The 23,080-nt window shown below is 45.6% G+C and carries 22 protein-coding genes; all 22 read right to left on the bottom strand.

Going from position 1 to position 23,080, the window contains the following annotated elements; all coding sequences use genetic code 11:
- Positions 1–63: 63 nt before the first annotated feature.
- Positions 64–636 carry a hypothetical protein gene (locus tag ACLSU7_RS15880; RefSeq protein ID WP_413292885.1) on the bottom strand — a complete coding sequence of 191 codons (573 nt, stop codon included), beginning with the start codon at positions 634–636 and terminating at the stop codon, positions 64–66.
- Positions 637–648: 12 nt separating this feature from the next.
- The gene (gene pilQ / locus ACLSU7_RS15875) at positions 649–2,883 is read right to left on the bottom strand and encodes a type IV pilus secretin PilQ (protein ID WP_413292884.1); all 2,235 of its coding nucleotides are present in this window, start codon (positions 2,881–2,883) and stop codon (positions 649–651) included.
- Between the two features lie 21 nt (positions 2,884–2,904).
- A complete protein-coding gene (locus ACLSU7_RS15870; RefSeq protein ID WP_413292883.1) occupies positions 2,905–3,630 on the bottom strand; it encodes a pilus assembly protein PilP in 726 nt (241 codons plus the stop codon).
- Positions 3,627–4,217, bottom strand: a complete 591-nt coding sequence (gene pilO, locus ACLSU7_RS15865) for a type 4a pilus biogenesis protein PilO (protein ID WP_413292882.1) — start codon at positions 4,215–4,217, stop codon at positions 3,627–3,629. The genes ACLSU7_RS15870 and pilO overlap by 4 nt, the downstream gene beginning before the upstream one ends.
- Complete coding sequence (locus tag ACLSU7_RS15860; protein WP_413292881.1) at positions 4,214–4,822, bottom strand: PilN domain-containing protein; 609 nt, start codon at positions 4,820–4,822, stop codon at positions 4,214–4,216. The genes pilO and ACLSU7_RS15860 overlap by 4 nt, the downstream gene beginning before the upstream one ends.
- Complete coding sequence (pilM, locus tag ACLSU7_RS15855; protein WP_413292880.1) at positions 4,819–5,874, bottom strand: type IV pilus assembly protein PilM; 1,056 nt, start codon at positions 5,872–5,874, stop codon at positions 4,819–4,821. The genes ACLSU7_RS15860 and pilM overlap by 4 nt, the downstream gene beginning before the upstream one ends.
- Before the next feature lie 128 nt (positions 5,875–6,002).
- On the bottom strand, positions 6,003–6,794 hold the full coding sequence (locus ACLSU7_RS15850; protein WP_413292879.1) for a prepilin peptidase: 792 nt from the start codon (positions 6,792–6,794) through the stop codon (positions 6,003–6,005).
- On the bottom strand, positions 6,787–7,557 hold the full coding sequence (locus ACLSU7_RS15845; RefSeq protein WP_413292878.1) for an ABC transporter permease: 771 nt from the start codon (positions 7,555–7,557) through the stop codon (positions 6,787–6,789). The genes ACLSU7_RS15850 and ACLSU7_RS15845 overlap by 8 nt, the downstream gene beginning before the upstream one ends.
- Positions 7,550–8,293, bottom strand: a complete 744-nt coding sequence (locus tag ACLSU7_RS15840) for an ABC transporter ATP-binding protein (RefSeq protein ID WP_413292877.1) — start codon at positions 8,291–8,293, stop codon at positions 7,550–7,552. The genes ACLSU7_RS15845 and ACLSU7_RS15840 overlap by 8 nt, the downstream gene beginning before the upstream one ends.
- A 7-nt stretch (positions 8,294–8,300) precedes the next feature.
- Complete coding sequence (gene phnD, locus ACLSU7_RS15835; RefSeq protein ID WP_413292876.1) at positions 8,301–9,200, bottom strand: phosphate/phosphite/phosphonate ABC transporter substrate-binding protein; 900 nt, start codon at positions 9,198–9,200, stop codon at positions 8,301–8,303.
- Entirely contained in the window at positions 9,197–12,391 is a 3,195-nt protein-coding gene (gene carB, locus ACLSU7_RS15830; RefSeq protein WP_413292875.1) for a carbamoyl-phosphate synthase large subunit, read from the bottom strand. Before carB ends, phnD begins: the two co-directional genes overlap by 4 nt.
- Before the next feature lie 76 nt (positions 12,392–12,467).
- The gene (locus ACLSU7_RS15825; protein ID WP_413292874.1) at positions 12,468–13,115 is read right to left on the bottom strand and encodes a hypothetical protein; all 648 of its coding nucleotides are present in this window, start codon (positions 13,113–13,115) and stop codon (positions 12,468–12,470) included.
- Positions 13,112–14,176 carry a glutamine-hydrolyzing carbamoyl-phosphate synthase small subunit gene (gene carA / locus ACLSU7_RS15820; protein ID WP_413292873.1) on the bottom strand — a complete coding sequence of 355 codons (1,065 nt, stop codon included), beginning with the start codon at positions 14,174–14,176 and terminating at the stop codon, positions 13,112–13,114. The genes ACLSU7_RS15825 and carA overlap by 4 nt, the downstream gene beginning before the upstream one ends.
- Positions 14,173–15,075 carry an aspartate carbamoyltransferase catalytic subunit gene (locus ACLSU7_RS15815; RefSeq protein ID WP_413292872.1) on the bottom strand — a complete coding sequence of 301 codons (903 nt, stop codon included), beginning with the start codon at positions 15,073–15,075 and terminating at the stop codon, positions 14,173–14,175. The genes carA and ACLSU7_RS15815 overlap by 4 nt, the downstream gene beginning before the upstream one ends.
- Before the next feature lie 35 nt (positions 15,076–15,110).
- Entirely contained in the window at positions 15,111–15,788 is a 678-nt protein-coding gene (gene lepB, locus ACLSU7_RS15810) for a signal peptidase I (protein WP_413292871.1), read from the bottom strand.
- Between the two features lie 106 nt (positions 15,789–15,894).
- Positions 15,895–16,332 (bottom strand): hypothetical protein, encoded by a 438-nt coding sequence (locus ACLSU7_RS15805; RefSeq protein WP_413292870.1) that lies wholly within the window; start codon positions 16,330–16,332, stop codon positions 15,895–15,897.
- 137 nt (positions 16,333–16,469) lie between these two features.
- Positions 16,470–17,183, bottom strand: coding sequence for a signal peptidase I (gene lepB, locus ACLSU7_RS15800; protein WP_413292869.1), 714 nt, complete (start codon positions 17,181–17,183; stop codon positions 16,470–16,472).
- 3 nt (positions 17,184–17,186) lie between these two features.
- Complete coding sequence (gene lepB / locus ACLSU7_RS15795; protein WP_413292868.1) at positions 17,187–17,987, bottom strand: signal peptidase I; 801 nt, start codon at positions 17,985–17,987, stop codon at positions 17,187–17,189.
- A gap of 4 nt (positions 17,988–17,991) precedes the next feature.
- Positions 17,992–19,791, bottom strand: a complete 1,800-nt coding sequence (lepA, locus tag ACLSU7_RS15790) for a translation elongation factor 4 (protein WP_413292867.1) — start codon at positions 19,789–19,791, stop codon at positions 17,992–17,994.
- Positions 19,792–19,872: 81 nt separating this feature from the next.
- Entirely contained in the window at positions 19,873–21,036 is a 1,164-nt protein-coding gene (gene metK / locus ACLSU7_RS15785) for a methionine adenosyltransferase (RefSeq protein WP_413292866.1), read from the bottom strand.
- 116 nt (positions 21,037–21,152) lie between these two features.
- Positions 21,153–22,463: a sensor histidine kinase gene (locus ACLSU7_RS15780; RefSeq protein WP_413292865.1), complete on the bottom strand. Its 1,311-nt coding sequence runs from the start codon at positions 22,461–22,463 to the stop codon at positions 21,153–21,155.
- A 70-nt stretch (positions 22,464–22,533) separates the two neighbouring features.
- Positions 22,534–22,884, bottom strand: coding sequence for a ribosome hibernation-promoting factor, HPF/YfiA family (gene hpf / locus ACLSU7_RS15775; RefSeq protein WP_142701320.1), 351 nt, complete (start codon positions 22,882–22,884; stop codon positions 22,534–22,536).
- Between the last annotated feature and the right edge of the window lie 196 nt (positions 22,885–23,080).

Below are 23,080 nucleotides of genomic sequence, written 5' to 3'. Positions count from 1 at the left end.
ATTTTTGAAGAAAATTTAATAAAACAAAAGGCCACCGCTTTGGTGCCTTTTGATTTTTTATTTCTAGTATTGGCTTCCGTAAGTGAAGAATGTTGTCGCGGTAAAACCCGTTGTATCATCATCATTATCTGGATCTTGAATGTATCCGTAAACTTTGATTGTACCCGAAGCCGAAAAGTTTTTGGCATCCACACTGATCCCCCCACATTGTATTGAGCAATCTGTCATTTTATCAGCATCTGTAGCGCCCGCGGGAATAAGAGCATACTTGTTCGCATTGGACCACCATGTTGCCTTAAGCGCCGCAAGCTGATCCCCCCCGAAGGCGCAAGTTATCTCCGTGCCGCCCGGTGGAGTGTAATATATTTTAATCGCAGAAACGTAAGTGTCTTTGGCTGCGTCGGCAACTTTGAATGTAATTTTTGGGATAACGAAATAAGCTTCATCAACGTCTGGAACCGCCACTGTTCCACCAGCCAAAGCCGATTTGGTGGCATAGCAAGAAGTGCCCTTTGCTGGAATCGCGAGACGCATTGAACTTGTGACAGAAATTTCAACAACACCGGATTCAGCACTAGTACAGGAAGTCAGGCCTGCGAGGGATATCAGTGACAAAGCAAATATCAATTCTTTCACATTGCCTCCTTATTACATCTGCCCCTGAGAATCGTGATTATTCTTAGCAGCCGATCCTAGTTGACCTGTCACACGTGGAGTCAAGAAAACCAAGAGTTCAGATTTATCTTTCGTCACAGTGCTGACTTTGAACAAATTTCCAAGGAATGGAATCTCTCTCAACCAAGGCACGCCACTCTCGTTTTCCGTTGCATCGCTCGTGTAAATCCCACCGATTACTGCAGTCTGGCCATTTTTAACCAGAACACGAGTGTCGGCCTCTCGGCTATTCGTAGAGAATGATCCATCAGTCTCTTTTGCTCCAGCGATTTGACGAGCGACCTTCACCTTCATCATAACAGATCCATCAGCAGTTACCTGAGGAGTTACATCTAAACGCAGGGCCAATGGCTTAAATTGATACGTCTCTTGGCTGGAATTCCCGGTAATTGTAACCTGCTTGACTGGAACTTCTGTCGTCTGACTAATGTAGGCTGGTTCGTTAGACATAGTCATGATTCTAGGTGAGGAAAGTGTCTTTACTTTCGCTTCAGTTTCAGACAGTGAAAGTGCTGCGGAAATGCTTCCGAACACATCCAACGTTCCTACATCGATATTGAAATTAAAGTTTCCTGACTGAGCCATCGTTGGATTGATATTGAAACGCGGGCTCATGTTCACCGGACCGCGAGTTGTATTACCCAAGCTGATCGCTTGACCAGAAACGTTCCAGTTCACACCTACACTGCGCAAGAAACGCTCTGAAGCTTCGACGATTTTTCCTTCGATCAAAACTTGTGGTGGTTGTGTATCTAGGGATGCAATCAATTTAGCTGCGCGATCCAGGTTTTCAGCGATATCCGTCACTACAACGGAGTTCGTGCGCAAATCACCTACAACTCTGCCACGCTCGCCCAAGAAGTCTTTCAACTTTTTCTCAAGCTCGTCGACTTTGGCGTAGCTGATATTGAACATGCGAACTTTCAATGGCTCTGTGTTTTTACGAGCCAATGCCAGTTTCGCTGCATCGTCTTCCTCTGTGCGCAAGTCACCTAAAGGAGCAATTCTAAGAACGTTACCTTGGCGAGTGTAACCAAGTTTACGTGCTCTCATCAGAACAACCAATGCCTGATCCCATGGTACTTGACGCAATTTAAGGCTGACATTGCCTTTAACTTCATCGGAGATGACCATGTTCACGCCACTCTCTTCAGTGATGAAATTAAGGGCGTCACGAATATCCATGTTACTGGTTTCGATGGAAATCTTTTTACCGTAAAATTGGGTATTGCCGGTTAAGAACTCCGTCAAATTTTGATTCGGCAGAATTTTTCCGTCGCCGCCCACCGCATTTTCATCAGATGACATACCGGAAGCATCACCACCAGCTGCAACTTGAGTCGTTGCAGCCGTACCCGCAGCTACGATCAAAAGAGAATTACCTTCGTTTTGAACTGCTGGTTCCGAAACACCGTCTCGCAACTGAATCACGAAGCGAGCCGTCGTTGAACCGGGATTTTGGTAAGCATCGATGGCACCGACGGCACCACGGATATCTTTCGTATTCAAAGACCGCTTCAAACGATCTGGAAGAATCGCATTTTCAACTTCAACGATATACTGATGCAAATCAGGATTCGTGCGCGTCGTATACGTCAAAGGACGATTTCCCGAAACGACAACTGTCCCGCCGTTTTCATTCGACTTGAACTGCAAATCCGTGATCGTCGCAGGACGACCTTGATTTGTCGCGACTGGAGTAGACTCTTGAGTTTGCGGAATTTCAGGAGCCGGAGCTTCTTCCATTGCAGGCTGCTCTGGGATATCAGCAACCTGTGGAGCTGCTGGTGGTTCGGTGTCTACGATCGGTGGCATCTCAACAGGTCCGGCATCAACTGGAGCGGGTGCATCCTGTTGCGCCTGTTGAGGAGCGGCGCCATCAGCTTGATTAAATTCGTCTTCGAGGTTGCCACCTTGGGGCTCACTTTGACCGGCTTGATGAGCTTGATCGTCAGGTGTGTTTTCAAAGTCTGCAAACTCATCAGTTCCTGTGTTTTCTGTCGGCGCTGCAGCTGTATCATCAACTGGAGCAGAATCTGCTTCCGCAACTCCATCAGAACCACCAGTATCATCGAGACTTAATTCAGCCCCTGCGGAGGAATCCAAACCATCATCCAAAGATAGATCGTCCTGCGCCGGACGGCTGGCGCATGAAGTGAGAGACGCAATCATTGCTGCTACGATCATTAGTCTAATGAATCCGTTCATTAGTACCTCCCCTTAAGAGATTTATTTTTTAAATTCCATGATGCGAGATTCTTTAATAGGTTTATCCTCATCGTATTTTGTCTCGATGACGACAATCTCACCCTCACGAATCGCCGAAATATATCCATCATTTCGGCCCATTTTAGAACTTCTAACGACTGTGTAAACACCACCATCTGGATCTCTGATCATGGCCCGCGGTGTTTTGACATCCCAAAGGATACCAATAATTTGCAAACGTTCCAAATCCCATCGTTGCAAAGGCTCCAGCTGATCCGCCGGAGTCTCGTTCTTTCTGGTGACCTTTATAATACGGAACGGCTTAAACGGGTCACGCTTGCCATTGGGATCATATGCATAATTGTCTTTAGACAACATATCCGAAATCGATGGCGCATTCGGCGCTGTCACCGCATCACCCATCGCAGGAGGATCCATCGGCGCCCCTTGTGGGGGAGGTGGAATGGAAGGTGGTGCCGTCTGCGCGTTCGCATCTGGCGGTACATTGGCCGGAGGTGGTGGAGCTCCTGAAGGTTGTGCCTGATTCACCTCGTTCATAAACTCAGGTGGTAGATCCCCGTTGTTCGGACCGCCAGATGGTGGTGCCGGAGGAACTGCAGGCGGAGCCGCCGGAGGTTGCTCTTGAGAATGCGCAGGTGCCATGAACTTTGCGCTGACAGCGAATGCCAGCCAAAGCCCTAATGCGGCAACTATAATGTAAGACATCATCCATCTTACAGACTTCACTGCGGTGTCTCCACTTTTTCTTTTTCTGGAGCAAGTTTATAACCTACAACCATCCCCTCGAACTTCAAATGCTTGGTGGGGTCTGAGTTATCTTGTTCAGAAATAGTTATATTTCTAACTCGCGCCATTCTTTCGGAAGACGATACTAATGACACGAACTGAGCGAGCTGTGCATAACTTCCTTCGAGGGTCACCTCTACAGGAACTTCTTCAACGACTTCCCGCTTGATGTTCTCCCCGGGTTTTTTAATTTTAACACTCACGCCTGCGCCGCGGGCAAAACCATCGATCGCTTTGTTAATGTCGATCGAAAACAAAACCGTCGGGAGCCGGCGGGAAATTTCCTGGTACTGCTGACTTAAGCGACCAAGCTTTTCACGCATCTCGTTCACTTGTTTCAAAGTCGCATCCGTGTCTTTCTTTTTTGCTTCCTGTTCCTGAACTTGCTGCTGAACAGCCGCAATTTGCGCTTCCACCTGAGAACCATCGTCATACAGCGTGAAGTAAAACAATGCCCCTAACATGATCCCCAGACCGAACGTCTTTCCATAAGTAAAACCGGCAAGAGTATCGAAGAACTTATTCATGGTGTTCTCTCCAATACTGCGCTGATTTCAAACTTCTTTAGGATCATTCCGTCTAACGTGACTTCAGTGGAACTAACGAGATTTACGTCCATTAAGAACACACTCTTAGTGAGCGCTTCGAGAAATTGGGAAACTTCAAAATCACTGAGACCTAACCCTTGAACATTCATGCGATCAGGATTCAGAGTGATTTTAGTAAGCCATGCTTTTTCCGGAATCACCTGTTGCATAAGATCGATGACGCGAATTTCGCGGGAGCGATCTCGGGAGATCTTATCAAGTGCAGAAATACGCGCCTCGATAATGGCTTCGTCTTCTTTGAATTTTTTAATTTCAGCAACCGAAGCCGCTTGCTTGGAATTGTAGTTTTCAAGTTCGCTCAATGTTGATTGCAAAGAGCTAAGATGAGCTTGCAACTCCGGGACATGTTGTTCTTGATAAGCATAAAGACCCAGCGCTGGTATCATCAATATGACCAAGCGCTTAAGGGCCTCCTTACGGGCCTCATCTCCACCGCCTCCATCCTCCAGCATGACGTCGCCGAATTGGGCGCCGAGAGCTGCGTTAGTTCCGATCTGACTTGAGGCAAGATTAATTTTAATCATGCGCCGTCCCCTTCCTGGCGAAGAGCCAAGCCGGTTACAACACCTGCGAAGTTTTTAATCTGCGCAAGATATTCAGGAGAGAACTTTTTAGGATTCGCTTTGATTTTTGCAAACGGGTTGAACGGTTCCATTGGAATGCCCGTCACGCGGGAAATTGTTTCAATCAATCCCGACGTTTGCGAGCTGCCACCCGTATAGAAACAACGATTCAAGGTCAGTCCGTTTGTCGTCGCACTGAGGAAATCAAGACTGCTGCGGATCTCTTCAGTCACTGCTTCGTTTGTTGCGCTAATAACACTGTGAACTTCATCAGGAACATCGCGACGAGACACCGCACTCAATTTCAAAGCTTCAGCTTCACCAACGGTGACACCCATGGCTTTGTGAATTTCATTGGTATAATTTGCTCCACCCACCGGAATATCACGGCAGAAGATCACTTCGCCATATTGAAGAACGACAAAGTTTGTGATGGAGGCACCGAAATTTAGAAGGCCAATAACTTCACCAGGAAATTTTCCGTAATTCACTTCAAACGAATTCGCCAAAGCGAAACCACTCACATCGAGAACGGAGCACTTCAAAGCGCTGAATTCGATAACTTGCGTATACTGTGTGACCAACTCGTTTTGTGCCGCGATCAATAGAATATCCATTGTATCGGGGCTCGCACTTGTGGACAGAATATGATGCGCAAGACTGATGTTGTTAATATCGAATGGAATATACTGTTCTGCTTCGAAACGGATCTGATCACGGACAAGTTTCTTGTCCATTTTTGGAATCGTGATTTTCTTCACGATAACCGCAGTACCCCACATCGCTGTCGCGAGATTTTTACGTTTCGATTTTACTTCGGCAATTAGATTTTGAATCGCGATACCAACAGCTGCGATATCTACGATCTCACCACCGGAAACGGAATTAGGAGGCGTTGGCGCGAAACCAAAGGAGAGTAACTGGGCTCCTTTACCACTGACATCCATTTCGGCTAATTTAATTGAACTCGTACCGATGTCGAGTCCGATTACTTTTTTTGATTTAAAAAACATCCCTTAGCTGCTTCCCCAGATGAACCACTTCAATGTCTTTTTAAAGACTTACGTCTTTAGACGCAGGTCTAACATAGTAAATTATTTCTGGTCGTAAGGTGAATGTCAAACCAGGGGTCCAGTAGACTTTAGCTTAATCCGGGTAGAAAAAGGTCCAGGTACCACTCTGCAATTGTCTGTCCGCCAAACAAATACAGAACAGCGCCAAGAGCGAGGTAAGGACCGAACGGAATTACAGTCTTTAGTCCTGCTCCTTGTTTTCTGGCGGCAGCAAGACCGATGATGCTTCCGATAATGGCTGATGACATAATCACGAAAGGAATCGCTTTCCAACCGAGTAATGCACCAATCCAGGCTAAGAGTTTGATATCTCCACCACCCATGCCTTCTTGTTTCGTGAAAATCCAATAAAGGTAAGCCATTCCCCAAAGGAATCCCCCACCCATTAAAACTCCAAACAAGGAATCCAGAAATTCACGATGAGGATTTAGCCAAGCACCCACCAAACCAATGACAATGCCAGAAAGAGTAAATTCATCCGGCAAAATCATGTGATCCAAGTCGATAAACGTACAAATCACCAGGCCGAATACGAAGAGAATATATTCAATCAAATTCCAGGTAAGACCCGCATAGTGATAGCAGAGCGCAAACATGACACCCATGATGATTTCAACCAAAGGATAGCGAAACGAGAATTTCGCCCCACAATTGCGACATTTACCCCGCAGAATAAACCAGCTGAAAATGGGAATATTGTGATACCAAGCGATTTGCTTTTTACAGCCATAACAGTAGCTGCGCGGCTTTACGATGCTTTCTTCCCGAGGCAGGCGATAGATGACCACGTTGCCAAAGCTGCCAAACAAAGCTCCAAATATAAAGAAAACGACGTAATAGAATAAATCGGCGTTAGACAATGTCTTTTCTCCTGAAGCTGAAATTCGTTAGAAGAACATAGATGATAAACCAACCGCTCATGTGTGCAACCATCCATACCACGTCTTTACCTGGCAATCCTTCTTGAAGGAAATAAGCTGACTTCCAGTTAAGACGATACAAATTAGGAACAACCCAATGAAGGCCCTTCACAATGGAAACAAACATCGGCTCTTGGCTTTTTGAAGCGAAAAAGGCCAAATCTCCCAGCCAGTGTCCCAAAAGGAACAAAACAATCCCGGCACTTAACGCTAAAACGGGTCGCACTACCAGGCTCGCCCACATGGCAAATGCCAATATGACGGAGCTTTCAAACCAGAGGCTCAGGCAGATTTCTGAAAATGCCAGCCACTGCTTCGGCTCATTCCAAACCCCCAACAAGACAGAGAGAATCAAACCCAATAAAATCATAAGAAGTGTATTGAGCGCCAAAACTCCGAACACTTTTCCTAAAATAAACTGATCTCGGGTGACCGGGCGGGACAAAATCAAAAGGCAAGTCTGCTTTTCGACTTCTTTAGCGATCAAGTAGGAGCCCGAGAAAAGCGAAATACCCAGCAAAGCCATTTGCACGGCTAAGAAACCGAAATCAGCCAATATCTTTTTTTGCTCGGCAAAGGATAAAGCGCCCAACAAAAAACTCATGCAAATCATGATCGCGGCAATGACAATTACTACGAAGAAAATCTTTTCCCGAAGCATTTCACGCAAAGTGGTTTTTGCCAAAGTCCATACCTTAGACATTTTTCGCCTCGCGATTTTTTAGAACCTGGAATGCCTTTTCCAAACTTTGGAACTCGGACATAAACTGGGGAAGGGCACCTTCATAGACGATTTTTCCTTTATTTACGACTACCAGGCGCGAACACAACTCTTCCATGTCTTGCAATAAGTGACTGCTGAAGAAAAGAGTCACTCCCCGCTTTTGTTCTTCACGCAAAATATCTTTCACCATGGCGCGACCGTCAGGATCAAGACCAGACATGGGCTCATCCAGAATAATAAGATCAGGACGGGTCAGAACAGCTTGGGCAATACCCGCCCTTTGCAACATACCTTTAGAATACGTGCGCAGTCTGCGGTCTCGGGCCTCGAACAAGTCGACTTTCTTAAGGGCTTCGTGAGCACGCTCGATAAAGTCTTTCTGAGTCAGACCAAAACAAAGATTCCAGTGAAGTTTTAAAAACTCCATTCCCGTCAAAAATTCGTACAAATAAGGACGCTCGGGAAGGTATCCAATGCGGGTTTTGGATTTGCTGTTGAGAGGCTCACCAAAGAAATGGATCTTGCCATTGTCGGGACGGATAAAATCGAAAATACATTTAATAGTCGTCGTTTTTCCGGCGCCGTTGCTTCCGACGAACCCCGTGGTCTCGCCCTGGGGAAGATGAAAGGAAATATCCTGTAGAACATGACGGTCTTTTTCAAAGAGACCGCCCTTGAAGGTCTTATTTAACTTTTCAACCTGAAGTACTTGCATTGATGCATTATGGTTTCAGCTCGATATTCAAAGCTTTTACCATCTCCCTAACAGGATCATACTGTTTGGAAGTGGCTGGCATCAAGTCACGAGATCCTAAAATTTCAGAATAAGTGTTTTTCTCTGACGATTGTTCCAGGATATCGATCAATGCGAACATCATATCGTGGGTTACTTTGGGATATTCGTCATAAAAGTCCTGACGAACACAGAACGGATCATTCGGAATGGGAGCGCTCATCCATAGAATTCGCACTTTGGTTTTGGGGTCACCAAATTTAATCCAAGCCCCTTGTTTTCCTTTTTCATCGTCACTGAACACTGCGGCCGCATCGACCTCTTTGGACTCAAGTGCTTTGATGGATGCTTGGTGATTGCCAGTGAACTGGACCTTGATGTCTTTGTCTTCGATCTTTTTGTTACGTAAAGCCATCTTTGGATACAAATATCCGGAAGAGGATTGCTCATCAACGAAGGCAACTCTTTTGCCCTTTAAGTCTTCTAGTTTTTTGATTTTGGAAGACGTCGGAACGATAATAGCCGAATAATAGTAGGGCTCATGCCAAACTTTTTTAAGAAGCACTTTTGCCTGCGCCTGTTTTTCCGCAAACACGTAAGTTGATGAAGAGAAAAACGCAAAGTCGACCTTTTTGTTCTTCATTGCCTCAACTAAACCTGCATAATTTTTGGAAATATACATGTTCACTGGAATGCCTAAGCGGGTTTGCAAAGCTTGGGCTAATACAATCCCCTGTTCAGACTCTTTTTTTGGATCGCCACCGGGAATCATCCCGATGGTCATCTGAGCAGGGGTTTTATCAGCAGCCTGAGCCGCTGAAGTGCTCAATGCGACGCTTGCAAGAACGCCGCAGATAACATTAGTGAACGTACGCGGAAATGAAATCAAAAGACCTCCATCGAAGGCAGTGCCTCGACAGATGATGACTCATTTCTGGTGTTTTTCAAAGCAAGAACAAAGGCTTCGGCTGCATCACTTTCCGTCAAACAAGGGATATTGTAGTCTGTGCATGCTCGACGAATGTCGAAGCTTGCTTCAATCGCGCGGCGGCCCGATGTTGTATTGATAACAAAGGCGACTTCGCCCGAACGGATTTTATCCACACAGTGAGGGCGGCCTTCATCGACTTTTCTTAATGACAGGCAATTCACTCCTTTATCGTTAAAGAAAGCAGCCGTTCCCGTTGTCGCGGAAACACCGTAACCCATACGCTGAAGTTCTTTAACCAATGGCAGCATGGCTTCTTTATCCTTATCACGAAGCGAGAAGAATACCTGGCCCGTTTTTGGAAGTCTTATGTTACTTGAAAGGAAGGCCTTGCACAGAGCTTCGGAATAATCTTTTCCGCGACCCATGCTTTCCCCTGTTGATTTCATTTCAGGTCCCAAGATGGAATCTGATTCCGGGAATTTTTTGAACGGAAACACGACTCCTTTTACGGACACGGTGTTGGTTTTTCTCCATTTCAAATTATCCAGTTGCAGGTCTTTAGCTTTTTTGCCGAGCATCGCCGCCACACCTAAATCAATCAAAGGAATTCCCGTCGCTTTTGCCACGAACGGAACTGATCGCGAGCTGCGCGGGTTCGCTTCCAGCATGTAAACCACATCGTTCTTCACAGCGAGCTGCAAGTTCAAGTGCCCGATTACACCAATACGATTTGCCAATTGAATACTTAGTTGTTCAATACGGTCACAAGTTTCATCTTTCAGACGATGAGGAGGAAGTACTCCCATGGAGTCTCCAGAGTGCACGCCTGCGGCTTCGATATGTTCAACCACACCCCCAACCAGTGTCCAATCGACTCCGCGAACCAAATCCACGTCCACTTCCAAAGCACCTGCCAAGAATTGATCCATCATACAAGGCTTATCTGTGGAAATATAATCCCCGTGACGTTGAAAGTAAGAAATCAGTTCGTCGCGGTTTTCGATCACTTCCATGCGACGGCCACCCAAAACATAGCTTGGGCGACAGATCATTGGATAGCCCACCTGTTTTTCACTGGCTAAGGCTGCTTCCAGAGATCCCGCCATAGCTGAGTTAGGAATTTCAAAATTCAACTCACGACAGATTTTTGTGAACAATCCACGGTCTTCCGCCAAATCGATTGTTTGCAAAGAAGAACCTAAAAGTTCGTATCCCGCTGCCACCAACTCTGGAGCCACATTAATCGGAGTCTGTCCACCTAACTGCGCAACGAAACCGCGTGGCTTCATGAAGCGCATGATTTCAATCAAGCTTTCGGAAGTCAGGGGCTCGAAGAATAAAACGTCCGATGTGTCGTAATCAGTTGAAACCGTCTCCGGATTCGAATTCACCATGATAACTTTAGTGCCGCTTTTTCTGAAGGCTTTCACGCCTCGAACACAGCTGTAATCGAACTCGATCCCCTGCCCAATACGGTTAGGTCCGCTACCTATGATAACGATGGCATTTTTAGCATTTACTTCCGCAGATTCCTGCGCCCAATATGTTGAGTAGAAATAGGGAGTGGATGATTCGAATTCACCGGCACAAGTGTCCACTTGGGAGTACTTCGGGAAAAGCTGAAGCTTTTCACGCAACGTTTGAATGTACTTTGCATTTTGCCCCAACAGCGCGCCCAAACGCGCATCCGTGAAACCTTTGCGTTTTGCTGCTGTCAAAAGCTCGAGATTGCCTTCATTAAATTCAGTTTTAAATTTTCCTTCAAACTTTATCAGGCCTTCAATTTGCTCTAAGAAGTAAGGAATAATCCCTGTCAGCTCCTGGATCTCAGCGACTGTTTTACCATCTCGGAAGGCTTGGAACAGTTGATAAATACGAAGGCTGTTTGGATAGGAAATCTTACCGATTTCAAGTTCAACCTCTGGAATAGCCTGAGGGCTTGCTTCCAAACTGGCCAAAGCTTTCATCATTGATTCCTGCAACGTACGACCAATTCCCATGACTTCGCCCACACTTTTCATTTGCGTCGTCAAAGAGTCTTTAGAACCTTGGAATTTTTCAAAAGCGAAACGAGGAATTTTTGTAACCACGTAATCCAAAGCTGGTTCATAGCAAGAAGGTGTAACTTGCGTGATGTCGTTTTTGATTTCTTCCAAGCTATAGCCAATTGAAAGAAGAGCGGCAATTTTTGCAATCGGAAATCCCGTAGCTTTACTTGCCAAAGCGGAAGAACGACTTACGCGCGGATTCATTTCGATCACGACACGTTCGTGTGTTGTCGGGTGAACCGCAAACTGAATATTCGCTCCGCCTGTTTGAATTCCCACTTCATTGATGATTTTGCAGGCCTCGTCACGCATTGCCTGGTATTGACGATCACTCAAAGTCTGTTGTGGTGCGATCGTGATGCTGTCACCTGTATGCACGCCGCATGGATCCAGATTTTCAATACTGCAAACGACGACGAAAGAACCTTTATAATCGCGCATGACTTCAAGTTCGTACTCTTTCCATCCAAGGATGCTTTCTTCGACCAACACTTCGGATGTCGGACTTTCATGAAGCGCACCCACCAACATTTTTTTATATTCTTCTGGAGAGTAAGCGATACCGCCCCCGCCACCACCCAATGTGTAATTCGGACGAAGAATCATCGGATAGCCCAGATCATCTGCGATCTGCATGCCGTGCTCGAAAGTACGAACCAAGTGACTTTTCGGATAACGCGCACCGATTTTATCAAGAAGGCCTCTGAAGATCTCACGGTCCTCACCCGCTTTGATAACCTGCGGAGTGGCGCCAAGAAGTTGCACTTTATATTTTTGCAGAATGCCCTTGCCATGCAGATCCAGAGCAAGGTTCAGAGCTGTCTGACCGCCCAAAGTTGGTATCACTGCATCAGGCATTTCTTTGGCAATAATTTTTTCCAGATATTCGACCTTGAGAGGCTCCACATAAACGCGTGTCGCGATTTCAGGATCCGTCATGATCGTCGCTGGATTTGAGTTCACCAAAATAACTTCAAGGCCTTCCGCCATCAAAGCTTTACATGCCTGAGTCCCGGAGTAATCAAACTCGCAGGCCTGTCCAATTACGATCGGTCCCGAACCAATGATCAAAACCTTTTTAATATCGGACTTACGTGGCACTCGCTCCCCCTTGCAAAAACTTAACGTCAAACTTTAGACAAAAAAAACTCCGGTAAACCGGAGTTAAAATAAAAAATTAAATACCGAGCTTTCCCTCGTTGGAATAAATCATCTCGGGCTTCACATGCTTGTACTGTTCAAACTTGTATCTCATTTTGATCAAACGAAGCATCATCAAATCCGGATCCAAATCGGGATCTTTGCGATGGCGTTTAACTTCGCTCAAGATAAACTTTTTCGCACTTTCCGGATGGAAGCAGAAACCACGAGTGAAGATGTAAGATTCTCCGTGAGGAATCAAACGCACTTCAAACAACTCATCTGGATCAAATCCGAAAACATATGGAGATTGCTTAACGACCAACTTTTTGTTGGCCATCAAATCTTTGATATAAACGTCGCCGTTTTTGATTTTGTTAAATTCAAAAATGGAATGACGGTGGTTTTTTAAAACTTCGATCAACTGGACTTCTTCGGGAGTAAAGCGAAGTTCACGAACCAGGTGGCAAGCATCCAACGGCGTTTGGCCGAAACCTTTAAGTTCGCGCGTAAAGAAGTACCAATCATAGAACTGCGCCATGCGGGATTCAAAATGCTCGGAGTTCTCGTCAAGAGTCCCGGCATTTTCAAAGAATTCCTTTTTGGCCATTGCCAATTCATCCTTGAAGGCTTCGCTAACAAAATGATTTAGAATCTTTTCGATTAACTTTTCGTATTCGTTCATATCATCCGCTCTACAAAATAACTAAACAGGCCACTCGCTTCATGCGGGCCTGGGCAACTTTCAGGATGATATTGTATTCCCAAACACTTTCTTTTTTCACTATAAAAACCTGCCACAGTGCCGTCATTTAGATTGGTGTGCGTCACTTTGACGTCCTCAGGCAATGTCGCCTGATCGACGGCATAGCCGTGATTCTGACTGGTCATATAGATTTGATTCAAAATAGTGTCCTGGATCGGATGATTGCTGCCTCGGTGCCCGAATTTTAGCTTATAGGTTTTACCGCCCAAAGCGAGCCCCAGGATCTGATGCCCCATGCAAATACCAAAGATCGGCTTAACACCCAAAAGCTCTTTGACCGTGCCGATCGCCACTTTCACATCCGCAGGATCTCCGGGACCGTTAGTCAGCATGATGCCATCGGGATTGTAGTCCATGATTTCCTGTACGGAACTGCGGCTATTAAAGATTTTGATTTCGGAACAACGATTTTGCAGCTCACGCAGAATATTTTCTTTGCTGCCGAAGTCGAGAACTGCCACGCGTGGACCGACCATATTGTCGCCACGGCGAACTTCCGGTTGCTGTCTGGATGCCAGATAAACCCAGTCCTTATCCAATTGCTTCTTTTTATCAATCAAAGTTTGGGCTAATGATTTCGCCTGAGCTTCGTCTTGAGCTTGAACCAAGGCACCCCAAGGAGTTCCGCCTTTACGCAAGCGCATGACCAAATGGCGAGTATCGAGCGCGGTCAGCATCGGAATTTTATTTTCAGTCAGACGTTTTTTCCAAGCTTGATCGCGTTCTGTGTCCTGAATTTCAAGACAGATAAATCCTTCGATCCAAAGCTGGCGAGATTCCCAAGCTTCGTCTTCAATTCCGTAGTTACCCTGCATGGGAGCCGTCATCACCACGATTTGAGAAAAGTAAGAAGGATCAGTGGCAATTTCCTCGTATCCAGAATGAGAAGTGTTGAAGACAACCTCACCGGCACGGTTTTCACCGCCCTGCCATGCGCCTTGATAAACTTCGCCCGTTTCTAAAACAAGCCAACCCTTCATAATCCCCCCAAAACTTCGAGCAAAATCGCCTGACGAATCAAAACCCCGTTGCTGACTTGATCCAAAATTTGACAACGAGAATCCTTCTGCAATACATCGGTATCCATCTCGGTTCCCTGATTAATCGGGCCGGGATGCATAATAAGAGCATCTGCAGAAAGAGCTTTCAAATTCTCAAACGTAAAACCAAAATTCTTACGATAATCTTCTAGTGAATACTTAACTTGATGACGTTCCAGCTGCACACGCAATGCCATCGCAACTGTCGCCCATTGCAAACCATCTGCCAGCGAATGAAATACCTTAATCTCTGAAGCTTCGGGCAAGAAATTCTCAGGACCGCAGAAAGCCACTTCATAGTTAAGCTTTTTCGCAAGCTCCAGATGAGAAGCGGCAACACGACTGTGACGAGCGTCACCAACGATCAAAACTTTCTGTCCTTCGATTTTACCCAGGTGCTTGCGAATGGTGTAAGTATCTAAAAGCGCTTGAGTGGGATGACCTTTTTTACCCCACCCGGCATTAATGAGAGGGATTTCTAATTTTGCTGCAAGAGCCTTGAAATCCAAATCATCGCCCGAGCGAATCACCACAAATGCCGGTTTCATCGCCGCTACATTTAGCACTGTGTCCTCAAGAGTTTCGCCCTTTTCCAGACTGCTGCCGGATTTTCCATCCAACAACATAGGATAAACACCCAAGTGCGCGCAGGCCGTTTCAAAACTCATACGGGTGCGAGTGCTGGCTTCAAAAAACAAAAGGGCTCCGGTTTTTCCGAAGCCCTTGGATGGTAAAAATGGATTCAATGCCAACTGATCTGCCGTTGAAAATAGACGACCAATTTTTTCTTTTTCAAGGCTAACTAAATCAAGAATGGAGTGCTGAGTTCTAGATGACATCTAGAAGAACAGCCTAGAAGGCCGTGGGTTTTATGTCAATGAACGGCGGAAAAAACTCTGTTCCAACGCACTGTAGGATAGCGATCTCCACCCCATTTTTCCTGCCAATCCAAAGAGAGCCAGATCAAAACGACCTTGCCGACAATTTGTGAAGTCGGGACAGCACCCCAATAGCGCGAGTCGTCACTCGCATCACGATTGTCTCCTAGAATAAAGGCTTCATTCGGAGGCACGATGATAGGTCCAAAATCCTTACCTTCCATCTGCTTTTGAAAGATCACTCGCCAAGATGAATCCTGATATTTTTCTTCGAAAATTTCGAACAACCCTGGGTTCGGATTATCGACGGAATTATCCACGGACTTTACGTATTCAAGGGATTGATCATTTAGAATCACGCGACCGTCTTTGATTTCGATCTTATCACCTGGCAAACCAATCACGCGCTTTACATAGGAAATGCCCGGCTGATTGCTGTAAGTGAAGACAATCAAATCACCTCTTTCTGGAGGAGTGATGTCCCAAATTTTATCGGTGAACGGAAGACGAATGCCGTAAGAGATGCGAGAAGAAAAAATAAAGTCGCCGGGTTTGAGCGTGGGTTGCATGGACCCCGTTGGCACTTTATAAGCCGTGACCAGATAACTGCGCACGAATAGCGCAAAAAAAACCGCGATCACTAGAGTTGTTAAGTATTCTCGCCAACGAGTCATAAAAAAATCTTAACTAACTTTTGCGATCGCGGATAGCTTTTTTGGAAATGCGAAAAAACTAGCAATCTTTCACACTGATAGAAGAAATCAGTATAGTGGATTGCTACTAGTAGTCGTAGCCTTCGTTGATTGGAGAAGGATTTACGTCTTTGTTTTCCATGTAGATTACAGCGCGAGTGTTGTTCAAAGAAGGGTGGCTGATTTGAACCAAGCAACCGCTGTTTTCGTTTCCTGGAGTCCAGATAACTTTCGTCTCGTAAGCTTGAGTGAATGTTTTGGAAGCAGCATCATAAGAGCTTTCCAACAACAATGTTTTGATCACTTTACATTGAAAGCCACCTGCTTGATCGACAACTATTGCTGTCGGAACAACTGATTGACCAATGCTTTGAACAACTACGCGTAAAGAAATTACGCCGTCTTGGTTAGAAGCAGAAACCGCTTCAACGTAGTTAGCTTTGTCATCAAGGTTTGTGTAGTTTGAGCTAGCTGCCATCGCGCTTACAGAAGTCAAAAGAGCCGCAATAAAAGAAACCAATTTCATGATATCTCCAGGATTCATTTTGTTAATAGATTGCGGGTAGATACCACAGATTCACTCAGGAAACACTGCGACGCGTAAATAATGAAATTTACACCCGCCATCTTACCAAATGTTAACGCCCTTTGTAGGCTTTCTAATTACTGAAGAACCTGGAATAGACGGGACCAGCGCATCTGAGCTGGATCACACATGAAAGTCATGGTCGGCAATGTGTTCTCGCAGGAAAGCCAAATCGCCCAGGCGCGTCCCACGATATAGTCCTTTTTCACAAATCCCCAGACGCGGGAATCGCTTGATTGGTCACGATTATCGCCCATGAAGAAATAATTGCCTTCAGGAACTTTGAATACTTGCGGAGTGGCGTCGTCATCAAATTTGAAATCCATAAAGCGAATGAGGTGCTTTGCGGGCTCCATGGTCTCCGTAAAATAGGTAAAACCACTTTCATTTTGAGGAGACTCAAATTTCTCAAGAGGAAGTTCCTGTCCGTTGACCGAGATCTTTCCGGCTTTGACAACGACTTCATCCCCCGGCAATCCCACCAAACGTTTGATGTAATACACGTCGGGATTTTCTGGATATTTAAAGACGATGATCTGACCTCTTTGAGGCTGTGACCACTGAACCATCCACTTATCGCTGAATGGAAAATGCAATCCATAGGCGAATTTCTTAACCAGGATGTGGTCGTGCACCAGCAGGTTCGGAATCATACTCCCCGATGGAATGACGAAGGGTTCAAACAGAGCCCAGCGGACACCCATCACTAAGACGATAGGAAAAAGGAACGTCAGAATCGCCTGATTCCACGTTCCTTTTAAATTTTTCTCTGCTGAGTTTTCTTGATTCATTTACTAATTAACTGGATGGAAGAATCGTGTCCAACGAATCGTCAATGGATTGCAGATCATTGGCAGAGCGGGAATAGTTTCCTCGCAAGAGAGCCAAACGAACATCGCGCGCCCTAGGATATTTTGCTTCGGTAAGAACCCCCACACACGGCTATCCATAGAGTTCATACGGTTATCTCCCATCACAAACAGGTGATCCGCCGGAACTACAACCGGTCCAAAGGTCTCATAGAAATCACCTTTGCGAAGAAGGATTGAATGATCTTTACCTTCGCCGCCTTCTTTACCCGGAGGCAAAGCTTCAGTGAATTCAACATAGTTGGATTTTGCATCGTTCACGTTTCCGTCACGAGTGAAATCGGCATCACGCAACCAATTGAAGTCGTCCTGATTCGCAGGAACTTTCTTTTCAACAGGTTTGTCGTTCACGTACAAAGTTCCATTTTCATAATAGATCTTGTCGCCAGACTCGCCCACGATACGTTTGATGAAGAACGTGCTCATATCGCGAGGATATTTAAAGACGATCACTTCACCACGTTTAGGTTCATTGAATTTAACCATCCAGTTTTCGCTGAAAGGAACGCGCAAACCATAAGTCAGCTTGTTCACGAAAATATGGTCGTGAATCAGCAAAGACGGCAGCATAGAGCCTGATGGAATAACATAGGCTTCAACAAAACCCCAGCGAATGAACAAGGCAATGAATACTGCCAGGAATAGAGATCCCCAACCTTCAGTCCAAAAATGTTTGGTTCTCCAGTCCCAAGGAGGTGGTTTTGTCTGCTGCTGATCTTTTGCCATGATGCTAGTCCTCTACTTTCAAGATCGCTAAGAAGGCTTCCTGAGGTACGTCAACAGAGCCGACGGCTTTCATACGCTTCTTACCCTCTTTTTGTTTCTCTAGGAGCTTACGTTTACGAGAGATGTCACCACCATAACATTTGGCAGTAACGTCTTTTCTGATCGCACCTTGAGTTTCACGAGCAATAATTTTCGAACCAATAGCTGCTTGGATATTGATCTGGAATTGTTGACGAGGGATGAGTTCTTTCATCTTCTCTGTCAGCTTACGACCACGAGTGACCGCTTTGGATCTGTGAACGATCAATGACAAGGCATCAATCGGCTCAGAGTTGATCAAAATATCCAATTTTACCAGGTCGGATTCTTCGAAGCCGATGAATTCATACTCCAAAGATGCATAACCTTTAGAGATTGATTTCAAGCGGTCATAGAAATCCATAACCATTTCATTCATCGGAAGTTTGTATTCGATGATGACTTTCTTTTCGTTCACATATTCCATTTTAAGCTGAGCGCCGCGCTTGTCTTCGCAAAGCTTCAAAATGCCGCCGATATACTCGGTCGGAGTATGCAATGTCACCTTAACGTAAGGCTCTTCGAATTTTGCAATTTTAGATTCATCCGGCATGCCTGATGGATTTTCCAACATCATCACAGTGCCGTCAGTTTGTGTGATTTGATACACAACCGTCGGAGCTGTCGTGATCAAATCAAGATTGAACTCACGCTCCAAACGCTCTTGCACGATCTCCATGTGCAGAAGGCCCAAGAAACCGCAACGGTAACCGAATCCCAAGGCCGCTGACTTCTCAACTTCGTAAGACAAAGAAGAGTCATTCAGGCAAAGTTTATCAAGAGCGTCTTTCAAACTTTCGTATTCAGAGGCCACAACGGGGAAGATACCCGCGAATACCATCGGCTTGATTCTTTGGAAACCTGCCAAAGGTTCTGCTGCCGGATGTTTTGCACCCGTCACAGTATCACCGACTTTTACGTCACGAATATCTTTGATACCGCAGATGATGAAGCCCACTTCGCCAGCCTCAAGAGTGTCTTGAGGTGCAGGGAATGGTTTGTATTTACCCATACGCAAAACTTCATAATCACGGTCTGTCGCCATGAATTTGATTTTGTCGCCTTTTTTGATAGTACCATCCACCATACGAACCAAGACCACAACGCCTTGATAAGCATCGAACCAAGAGTCAAAGATCAATCCACGAGGTGTCAGAGAACGATCTGCTTTTGGTGGCGGAACTTTTTCAACGATCGCTTCAAGAATATCAGTGATACCGATTTTTTCTTTCGCCGATGCGTGAATGATTCCTGTTGTATCAAGACCTACAGTGTCTTCGATTTGTCTTGCGACGCCTTCTGGGTCTGCAGATGGCAAATCGATTTTGTTCAATACAGGAATGATCTCAAGATTATTTTCCATCGCAAGATATACGTTTGCGAGAGTTTGAGCTTCCACACCTTGAGCGGCATCGACCACCAAGATCGCGCCCTCACACGCCGCCAATGAACGCGAAACTTCGTAAGAGAAGTCCACGTGTCCCGGTGTATCGATCAAATTAATCTGATAGTCGTTGCCGTCTTTAGATTTAAAATCCAGACACACGGTTTGAGCTTTGATCGTGATCCCACGCTCACGCTCAAGTTCCATGTTGTCCAAGAACTGTTCTTTCTTTTCACGATCGGAAAGAGAACCAGTTACGGAAAGAAGACCATCTGCCAAAGTTGATTTGCCGTGGTCGATATGAGCGATAATTGCGAAGTTACGTATAAACTTAGGATCCATTGGCGCCATTATTATAAAAGAAGCGCCGAGTTGCTAGAGACAACTCGGCGCAATGATTGATTAATTTAAAAATTCAGAAGACTAAGAAAGTGCTTTTACAGCGCTTTTCAGCTCTTCAACCTTATTTAGTTTCTCCCACGTGAAGCCTTCTTCCGCACGACCAAAGTGGCCGTATGCTGCTGTATTCGAGTAGATTGGTCTCAAAAGGTCCAAATCCTTCGTAATACGAGCTGGGCGCAAGTCAAAGACTTGGCGAACTGCTTTTTCAAGCACTTCAGAACCCACTTTGCTTGTTCCAAAGTCATTCACTGTGATGGAAACGGGTTCAGCCACACCGATCGCGTAGGCTACTTGAAGCAAGCAACGATCCGCTAGGCCTGCGCCCACGATGTTCTTCGCAATGTGACGAGCCGCGTAAGCCGCAGAACGATCCACTTTCGAAGGATCTTTACCAGAGAATGCACCACCACCGTGTGCACCGTGACCACCATAAGTGTCCACGATGATTTTACGACCCGTCAAACCAGCATCACCCATTGGACCGCCCGTTACAAAACGGCCTGTTGGATTGATGAAGAATTTTGTTTTCGCGTCGATCCACTGAGCTGGGATAGATTTTTTGATCAACTCTTCAGTGATGAATTCTTTGATAGTTGCATTGGAAACAGAATCAGCATGTTGAGTAGAGATAACAACAGCGTCGATACGTTTCGCGATACCGTTTTCATACTGAACTGTTACTTGGGATTTAGCATCCGGGCGCAACCAGTCCACTTTGTTAGCTTTACGGATTGTCGCCAAGTCTTTCACAAGTTTGTGAGACATAGCAATAGAAAGAGGCATCAATTCAGGAGTTTCATTAACTGCATAACCGAACATCAAACCTTGGTCGCCAGCACCTTGATCGTCAGACAAAGTCTCTTTAACACCGACTGCGATGTCAGGGGACTGCTGGCCAACTGCAACCGTTACTGCGCAAGTTTTGTAGTCAAAACCTTTGTCAGAGTGGTCGTAACCAATACGTTTAACAACATCACGAGCGATTTCTGAAAAGTTCACTTTTGCAGAAGTCGTGATTTCACCAGCAACAACGATCAAACCTGTTGTTAGCAAAGTCTCACAGGCAACGCGACCTTTAGGGTCTTGAGCCAAGATAGCGTCCAGAACGCCATCGGAGATTTGATCGGCCATTTTATCCGGATGACCTTCAGAAACAGATTCACTCGTAAAAAGATAGTTTTTCACTTCTTATTTTTCCTTATCGAGAGGATTGCCACACCCTAACCGGGGCAGAGTGCAACTAGGTTTGTTTGTCGACATTTTAAATCAGATTCGCAACCTATCAAACTCGTATTTAGGGGTCAACTGATTGCCGGAGCCTTCTTTAGGAAAAGGCTAATACGTGTTCCTTTGTTCTTAGGATCGATATGACTGCAGACGCTGTGAACTTGAAGACGACCGTGAGCCTTATCGAGATAATGCTTCATGAGTAAAAGTCCAAATCCAGTGCCCTTTTCTCCCCACGTCCCTAAGGTGGACGCCAAGCCCCCAACGCTTTCCCATTGTTGGATTCTTTCTGGTGGAATCCCCACCCCATAATCGCGAATGATAATTTCAAACTCGCTTCCGTGGGAAACACCGCTGACTTCGATCTTGGCCCCCGGGGGACTAAACTTGATCGCATTGGAAATAGCATTATTCACGACCTGCGTTCTTAGACTGATTTCGTCTCCCAGTACGTGAATATTACGGATATCATTGTCGACCTCAAGAGTGAGATTTTTTTCCCGCAGGCGCTCATCGAACAAAGCTCCCACGGAATCCAAAAGATTACCCACCGAAACAGGCAGGATATTTAATACCACACGGCCTGAATCCGCGGCATCAAAGTAGCGAGCGTTTTCCACCGTCTGACGGATGTTCGCAATCACTCTTTTAGAGTGAGTCAATTCACTTTCCAAATCCGGATACTGTTTGATCACGCGATTTTGAGTGAACTCCACTGAAGCCAAAGGATTTAAAATATCATGCGTGATGGCGCGGAAAAGCTGGCGGATCTGCATGTTTTTTGCAGAAATTTTATTGTGATAGAAATAGCCAAGCTCGATAAAGAACAAGGTAAAACCACCCACCAAACCGATTAAACCCAGGCCGACCATAAATTGCGCCACAACGCGCCCCTCGGCTGTCAATTGACTCGCAGGAACCAAGCGACTTGTCTGCAAAAAGAACATCAACACGAAATCCAACACGCAAATAAAAATCCACGCGAGGGCATGAGATTTATTAGTCAGAATCCCTACGATCATTGGCAGCACTGCAAACCAAATTAAGGTCGGCGAATAGAATCCACCGGTGTAATAGGAGAATGCAAATTGAAAGATCATACCAGCGGTCACCATAGTGTAAGCCGCAAAAACCATAGAGCGCGTGGTTTTATAAAGCACAGGACACAATGCATGAATGGTAGAGCAGACAAATCCAATGATCGCGAGTTCTTCGCTGGTGACTAGAAAGATAGCTAAGAAGCTATACATCCACATCAGCATCCCTGTAAGCACTGTGATGATTATCAAAAGGCGGTACTTATAGGACCTTGTCAGAGCATCATCCTCAACGACGGAGGAAAACAACCAGTTACCAATTAAAGGACTCACCTCAGGAATTTTCATGAGGTCATTAAACAACAAAAGGTGATTTCAAACCACCTTTTGTTGAAGTAAATCGTTTTAAGAGACTTGCTTAAGCGGCTTTACGCACGCGCAGCATTTGATTCAGACGGCCTTCCTTGGAAAGCTCAGGTTTTTTGTGATCCTTGAACATTTTAGCGGTTTTCAAGAATTGCTTTTCCAGCTTTTCCACGCATGAGTCCACGGCCGCGTACACATCCACGCTGAAAGAAGATGCCTTGAAATATTTTTCCCGGGTGTTTACTGATATCTCCACACAGAATTCGTTCTTGGTCTTACTAAAGTAAACGGCCCCGTACCCATCCCTAAGCAGAAATTGTCCGATTTCTTCCATGCGTTGTTCGGTGTATTCAACAAGTGAATCGGAGTGATCAAGATGCTTAAAGGTTGTGTTCAATTTCATTATTCTCTCCTCCAGCCCCTTTCAAGGCCTTTGTTTCTGTGGGTTCCCAAGCACGCTTTCAGATAAGTTTATTCAAGGCGCCGAGGAGGAGCTGTACTTCTCGTACCGCGACGACGAGCAACGCGGAACAAACTTATCTGAAAGCGTGCTGCATTAAGCTTATCGGGTCGGCTGGACCAAAGATGAGCTCTATATT

The sequence above is a fragment of the Bdellovibrio sp. HCB185ZH genome (genome assembly GCF_047302455.1).
Taxonomy (GTDB): domain Bacteria; phylum Bdellovibrionota; class Bdellovibrionia; order Bdellovibrionales; family Bdellovibrionaceae; genus Bdellovibrio.
The sequence above is the reverse complement of the archived record's forward strand: the minus strand, read 5'-3'. Positions and strand labels throughout refer to the sequence as shown.

Bases quoted from the DNA above. Each gene is read 5' to 3' on its own strand.
- pilQ (WP_413292884.1), bottom strand. From the start codon at position 2,883: ATGAACGGATTCATTAGACTAATGATCGTAGCAGCAATGATTGCGTCT.
- pilO (WP_413292882.1), bottom strand. From the start codon at position 4,217: ATGAATAAGTTCTTCGATACTCTTGCCGGTTTTACTTATGGAAAGACG.
- ACLSU7_RS15860 (WP_413292881.1), bottom strand. From the start codon at position 4,822: ATGATTAAAATTAATCTTGCCTCAAGTCAGATCGGAACTAACGCAGCT.
- pilM (WP_413292880.1), bottom strand. From the start codon at position 5,874: ATGTTTTTTAAATCAAAAAAAGTAATCGGACTCGACATCGGTACGAGT.
- ACLSU7_RS15845 (WP_413292878.1), bottom strand. From the start codon at position 7,557: ATGTCTAAGGTATGGACTTTGGCAAAAACCACTTTGCGTGAAATGCTT.
- ACLSU7_RS15840 (WP_413292877.1), bottom strand. From the start codon at position 8,293: ATGCAAGTACTTCAGGTTGAAAAGTTAAATAAGACCTTCAAGGGCGGT.
- ACLSU7_RS15825 (WP_413292874.1), bottom strand. From the start codon at position 13,115: ATGAACGAATACGAAAAGTTAATCGAAAAGATTCTAAATCATTTTGTT.
- carA (WP_413292873.1), bottom strand. From the start codon at position 14,176: ATGAAGGGTTGGCTTGTTTTAGAAACGGGCGAAGTTTATCAAGGCGCA.
- ACLSU7_RS15815 (WP_413292872.1), bottom strand. From the start codon at position 15,075: ATGTCATCTAGAACTCAGCACTCCATTCTTGATTTAGTTAGCCTTGAA.
- lepB (WP_413292871.1), bottom strand. From the start codon at position 15,788: ATGACTCGTTGGCGAGAATACTTAACAACTCTAGTGATCGCGGTTTTT.
- ACLSU7_RS15805 (WP_413292870.1), bottom strand. From the start codon at position 16,332: ATGAAATTGGTTTCTTTTATTGCGGCTCTTTTGACTTCTGTAAGCGCG.
- lepB (WP_413292869.1), bottom strand. From the start codon at position 17,183: ATGAATCAAGAAAACTCAGCAGAGAAAAATTTAAAAGGAACGTGGAAT.
- lepB (WP_413292868.1), bottom strand. From the start codon at position 17,987: ATGGCAAAAGATCAGCAGCAGACAAAACCACCTCCTTGGGACTGGAGA.
- lepA (WP_413292867.1), bottom strand. From the start codon at position 19,791: ATGGATCCTAAGTTTATACGTAACTTCGCAATTATCGCTCATATCGAC.
- ACLSU7_RS15780 (WP_413292865.1), bottom strand. From the start codon at position 22,463: ATGAAAATTCCTGAGGTGAGTCCTTTAATTGGTAACTGGTTGTTTTCC.
- hpf (WP_142701320.1), bottom strand. From the start codon at position 22,884: ATGAAATTGAACACAACCTTTAAGCATCTTGATCACTCCGATTCACTT.